The 4,932-nt window shown below is 62.8% G+C and carries 6 protein-coding genes; 3 read left to right on the top strand and 3 right to left on the bottom strand.

The window, feature by feature from the left end; translation table 11 throughout:
• Window positions 1-236 (bottom strand): GntR family transcriptional regulator (locus E4L98_RS03485; RefSeq protein WP_135200183.1); only part of this gene is annotated, 236 nt, incomplete at its 3' end.
• Window positions 237-318: 82 nt separating this feature from the next.
• On the opposite strand from E4L98_RS03485, the gene E4L98_RS03480 reads away from it, so the two are divergent.
• Both E4L98_RS03480 and E4L98_RS03475 read left to right on the top strand, forming a co-directional pair.
• Window positions 319-759, top strand: a complete 441-nt coding sequence (locus E4L98_RS03480) for a GNAT family N-acetyltransferase (RefSeq protein ID WP_135200182.1) — start codon at window positions 319-321, stop codon at window positions 757-759.
• Window positions 756-1,373 (top strand): FMN-dependent NADH-azoreductase, encoded by a 618-nt coding sequence (locus tag E4L98_RS03475; RefSeq protein ID WP_135200181.1) that lies wholly within the window; start codon window positions 756-758, stop codon window positions 1,371-1,373. Before E4L98_RS03480 ends, E4L98_RS03475 begins: the two co-directional genes overlap by 4 nt.
• On the opposite strand, the gene E4L98_RS03470 is transcribed toward E4L98_RS03475, so the two are convergent.
• Complete coding sequence (locus tag E4L98_RS03470; protein WP_135200180.1) at window positions 1,370-2,491, bottom strand: beta-ketoacyl-ACP synthase III; 1,122 nt, start codon at window positions 2,489-2,491, stop codon at window positions 1,370-1,372. The two genes, E4L98_RS03475 and E4L98_RS03470, sit on opposite strands and share 4 nt — an antisense overlap.
• A 177-nt stretch (window positions 2,492-2,668) precedes the next feature.
• Window positions 2,669-4,099 carry a S41 family peptidase gene (locus E4L98_RS03465; RefSeq protein ID WP_135200179.1) on the bottom strand — a complete coding sequence of 477 codons (1,431 nt, stop codon included), beginning with the start codon at window positions 4,097-4,099 and terminating at the stop codon, window positions 2,669-2,671.
• A gap of 341 nt (window positions 4,100-4,440) precedes the next feature.
• Here E4L98_RS03465 and E4L98_RS03460 point away from each other — a divergent pair.
• Window positions 4,441-4,932 (top strand): hypothetical protein (locus E4L98_RS03460; protein ID WP_229257227.1); only part of this gene is annotated, 492 nt, incomplete at its 3' end.

Genomic DNA, 4,932 nt, shown 5'->3' with positions numbered 1-4,932 from the left:
GTGCCGGCCTGGCCGCGCGCCTCGACATAGCCTTCCGCCGTCAGCAGCGCGTAGGCGGCTTCCACCGTGCCGCGCGCCAGGCCCAGTTCCAGCGCCAGCGCGCGCGCCGCCGGGATGCGGTCGCCCGGCTGCAGCAGACCGTCGGCGATGGCGCCGCGAAAGCGGGTGTAGATTTGGCGGTATAGTGGTTCGGCGGCGCTGCTGTCCAGCTGCAGGAAGTCTGCGCGGGCATTCATGGTCTACTCCAGATGTCGTTTCATGGCTCTGGGGATTATGCCATCAGCGGATTAACATGGCCCTATTCTGAAAGGAGCAGCCATGAACACCCAATTACGCATCGTAGAAACGGAACAGGACCTGCGCGCCTGCTATCCGGTGATGAAGGAACTGCGTCCCCACCTGCAGTCGGAGGACGCATTCGTGGCGCAGGTCTTGCGCCAGCAGGAGCAGCAGTACCACATCCTGGCGGTGTGGGAGGACGGGCAGGTGGTGGCGCTGGCCGGCTATCGCTATCAGGAAAACACCGTGTACGGCCGCTTTTTGTACGTCGATGATCTGGTGTCCGCCGAAAGCCACCGCAGCCGCCGCTGGGGCGCGCGCCTGCTGGACCGCCTGACCCATTACGCCCGCGACGCGCAGTGCGTGCGGCTGGTGCTGGACACCGCCCTGACCAACAGCCAGGCGCAGCGTTTCTACTTCCGCGAAGGGCTGGTCATGACCTCGGTCCGTTTCGGTAAGGCGCTGGAGGTGGCGGCATGAACAGCATCCTGCACCTGAGCGCCAGTGCGCGCGGCGCCGAGTCGTCCAGCTATCGTCTGTCGCAGCAGATCGTGGCGCGGCTGCGCCAGCGGCATCCGCAGGCGCGCCTGATGTCGCGCGACCTGTGGGCCGAGCCGCTGCCGCACGTGGACAGCCTGTATGCCAACGCCCTTGGCCGCACGGAAGGCGGCAGCGCGCACGCGCAAGGCCTGTCGTCGCTGGCCTGGTCCGATCTGCTGATCGACGAGCTGAAGGCGGCCGAGGCGGTGGTGATCGCCACGCCGATGCACAACTTCACCGTGCCGTCGGTGCTCAAGGCGTGGATCGACCACGTGGTGCGCATCGGCGTCACCTTCAATCCCACCCCACAGGGCAAGGTCGGCACGCTGGCCGACCGGCCGGTGTACATCGCCGTCAGCTCGGGCGGCGTGCGCACCGGCGAGCGCGCGCGCCAGCCGGACTTTCTGGAACCGTACCTGCGCGCCATCCTGGCCACCATCGGCCTGAAAGACCTGCACTTCTTCTCGCTGCAACTGATGGCGGCGGGGCCGGAAGCGATAACGGCCGCGCAGGCGGCCGTCGAGTCAGAGCTTGCGCAACACTTCCCGCTTTAAAGACGCTTGACCACCACGCAGCCGATCGAATAGCCGGCGCCGAAGGAGCAGATCACGCCCAGCTGGCCCGGCGCCATGTCGTCCGAATGCTTGTGGAAGGCGATGATCGAACCGGCCGACGAGGTGTTGGCGTATTCGTCCAGGATCACCGGCGCTTCCCGCGGTTCGGCGTCGCGGCCCAGCACCATGCGGCTGATCAGCTGATTCATGTTCAGGTTGGCCTGGTGCAGCCAGTAGCGGCTGACCTGCGGCACCTCCAGGCCGGCATGGGCAATGGTGTCCTTGATCATCTCGGCCGCCATCGGGCACACATCCTTGAACACCTTGCGGCCTTGCTGGCGGAACAGCTTGTCGGCCTGGCCGACGCCCTGTTCGTCGAAGCGGTTGAGGAAACCGAAGTTGTTGCGGATATTGTTGGAGAAGCTGGTCTTCAGTTTGCTGTCGAGGATTTCCCAACGGTGGGCGCCCCTGGCCGTCTCCGCATCTTCGACAATGATGGCGGTGCAGGCATCGCCGAAGATGAAATGGCTGTCGCGGTCGCGCCAGTTCAGATGGCCCGAGGTGATTTCAGGATTCAGCACCAGCACCGCGCGTGCCTGGCCGCTCTGGATCGCCGCCACTGCCTGCTGGATGCCGAAGGTGGCCGACGAACAGGCCACGTTCATGTCAAAGCCATAACCGTCGATGCCGAGCGCTTCCTGCACCTCGACCGCCATGGCCGGGTAGGCGCGCTGCATATTCGAGCAGGCCACCAGCACCATATCGATATCGGCAGCCGACTTGCCGGCGCGGTCCATGGCCTGCTGGGCGGCGGCCACGCAGATTTCGGCCTGCAGCGACAGGTCATCGTCGCCGCGCTCGGCGATATGCGACACCATGCGTTGCGGATCGAGGATGCCGGCCTTCTCCATCACATAGCGCGCCTTGATGCCGGACGCCTTCTCGATGAAGGCCACGCTGGACGGCTCCAGCGCCGTGACCGTGCCGGCGGCGATGGCGGCGGCGTGCTCGGCGTTGAACTGTTCGACATAGGTATTGAAACAAGCCACCAGCTCCTCGTTGGTAATCGATTGCGCCGGGGTGTAGAGGCCAGTACCGCTGATGACGGCTTTTTTCATGGTTTCAAACTTTCAAATTTGGCAATGGCATACGCCATCATGAACCAAATTCTACACAATAAAAACGGGGGATTGCCTCTAATAAATCGGGGTCAGGTCTTCCATTGCGTCACGGGCCCTACCGTAGCAATTGCTACGGTAGGGCCCGTGACGCAATGGAAGACCTGACCCCGGAGTTTATTTCTTCAGGCCGGTTTCGGTGGTGACCACGGTGGTGCTTTGTTTGGCCAGCTGTACCGGCAGGCCCTTCAGGTGGTTCAGCGCCTGGTGCAGCTGGAAGTCGTCGTCGCTGCCGTAGTCCAGCGGCTTGCGCTTTTTCTCCAGCGCGATGGCGCGCAGCTGTTCTTCCATTTCGTCGCGCTTGGTCTTCTGGCCTTCGGCTTCGCGGTCGTTGCTAAGGTGCTTGTCCAGGTCGGCTTCGCGCGTGCGCAGGGCGTTCAGGCCGTCGCCGTCGGCGTATTCGTCCACCGCCACGTCGGGCGTGATGCCCTTGGCCTGGATCGAGCGGCCGTTCGGCGTGTAGTAGCGCGCCGTGGTCAGTTTCACCGCGGTGTCGGCCGTCAGCTGGCGGATGGTCTGCACCGAGCCCTTGCCGAAGGTCTGCGAACCGATGATGTCGGCGCGCTTGTAGTCCTGCAGCGCGCCGGCGACGATTTCCGAGGCCGAGGCGGAGCCGGTGTTGACCAGCACTACCATCGGCACCTTCTTGACGGCGGCCGGCAGCTTGGCCAGCGCGTCGCTTTCGTTGCGCAGTTCGTAGTATTCGGGACGGCCGTAGAAGATCTGTTTCTGGTCCGGCAGCTGGCCGTTGGTCGAGACGATCGGCGAGTCCTTCGGCAGGAACGCCGCCGCCACGCCGATCGCGCCCTGCAGCACGCCGCCCGGGTCGTTGCGCAGGTCGAGGATCAGGCCCTTGAGGTTGGGATCCTGTTTGTACAGTTCGGCAATCTTGGCGGCCATGTCATCGACGGTCGGCTCCTGGAATTGCGAGATGCGCAGCCATGCATAGCCCGGCTCGACCAGCTTGCCCTTGACGCTTTTCTGGTGGATCTCTTCGCGCGTGATGTTGAAGGTCAGCGGTTCGGCTTCGCCCTTGCGCAGCACGGTCAGCATGACTTTGCTGTTCGGCTCGCCACGCATTTTCTTGATCGAGTCGTCCATCGACAAGCCCTTGAGCGGGGTGTTGTCGAGACGGCTGATCAGGTCGCCCGGCTTGATGCCGGCGCGCCACGCCGGCGAGTCTTCGATCGGGGCGACGATCTTGATGTAACCGTCTTCGCTCTGGCCGATCTCGATGCCGAGGCCGACGAACTTGCCCTGCGAGCCTTCGCGCAATTCGGCATAGGCTTTCTTGTCCAGATAGGCGGAGTGCGGGTCCAGCGAGGCGACCATGCCGGAGATCGCTTCGGTCAGCAGCTTCTTGTCTTCGACCGGTTCGACGTAATCGGATTTGATGAGGCTGAACACGTCAGCCAGTTGGCGCAGTTCTTCCAGCGGGAGGGGAGGATCCAGCGGTTTTTGCGCCATCGCCGAAAACTGCAGCGAGATGGCGATGCCAGCCACCACGCCCAGGCCGACCAAACCGGAATTCTTTAGCTTCTTGCCCATGTTTCACCTGTCAAAGCAGCCGCTGCGAACTGCAGCGTCATGCGGTCGAGTATAAACCTGATTTTGGGCAAACGTCGTGGCCCTGCCGAAATCATTTATACCTTTACGTCGATTTACAACGGTTCGCGTTGACATTGAAAGTAAGCCAAGCTCCGCTTGGTGAAACGCCAATTTTGCAGAATTGTACGCAGTGTATCCCCAACGTTCACGACGGTAAGTATTTGTAAGAACACCTGTAACGCGCAAATCCGCGTCCTACACTGAGCTCGTATTTCTCTCTACCCTGAAGTGGTTTTCAGCCTGCACCCCCGTGCAGGCTTTTTTTTGCCTACGGAGTCTCCATGCGCCTTGCCGTTCCCGTCGCCCTGCGCCGCCTGAGTGCCGCGCTGGTTTTGTCTGCTGCGATTGCCCCCGCGTTTGCCCTGCCTGTGATGGAGTTGAAGGCGGAGGATTATCTGCCGATGGCATCCGAGTTGAAGAAGTCGCTGAACCTGAACACCAACCAGGCCACCTTGTGGCAACAGACTGAAAGCAAGACCCGCAATCTGCTGCGCGAACGCAAGGCGCGCCGTGAGCGCCTGCAGGAAGCGACCCTGGCCGGCGCGCAAACTGCCAACGTCGAATTGCGCGATGTGGCGAAAGCCATCGACGCTGAAAGCGCACTCAGCGCCAGCGAGGAAAAGCAGCTGCGCGAATGGTGGCTGACTGTCAATGATGCCTTATCGGAAAGCCAGCGCCAGATCGTGGCGCAGACGCTGGCCGAACAGTTGCAGCGTGTGCCCGAGGCCGGCGGCGCGCGTCCCGAGCACAAGCCGGAAGGCGGCGGCGAACAT

Source organism: Duganella callida (assembly GCF_004614165.1).
Taxonomy (GTDB): domain Bacteria; phylum Pseudomonadota; class Gammaproteobacteria; order Burkholderiales; family Burkholderiaceae_D; genus Rugamonas; species Rugamonas callida.
Note: the sequence above shows the minus strand (reverse complement) of the source record. Positions and strands in the feature narration are given on the sequence as shown.

Coding starts and splice junctions, on each gene's coding strand:
- E4L98_RS03480 (WP_135200182.1), top strand. CDS start 319: ATGAACACCCAATTACGCATCGTAGAAACGGAACAGGACCTGCGCGCC.
- E4L98_RS03475 (WP_135200181.1), top strand. CDS start 756: ATGAACAGCATCCTGCACCTGAGCGCCAGTGCGCGCGGCGCCGAGTCG.
- E4L98_RS03470 (WP_135200180.1), bottom strand. CDS start 2,491: ATGAAAAAAGCCGTCATCAGCGGTACTGGCCTCTACACCCCGGCGCAA.
- E4L98_RS03465 (WP_135200179.1), bottom strand. CDS start 4,099: ATGGGCAAGAAGCTAAAGAATTCCGGTTTGGTCGGCCTGGGCGTGGTG.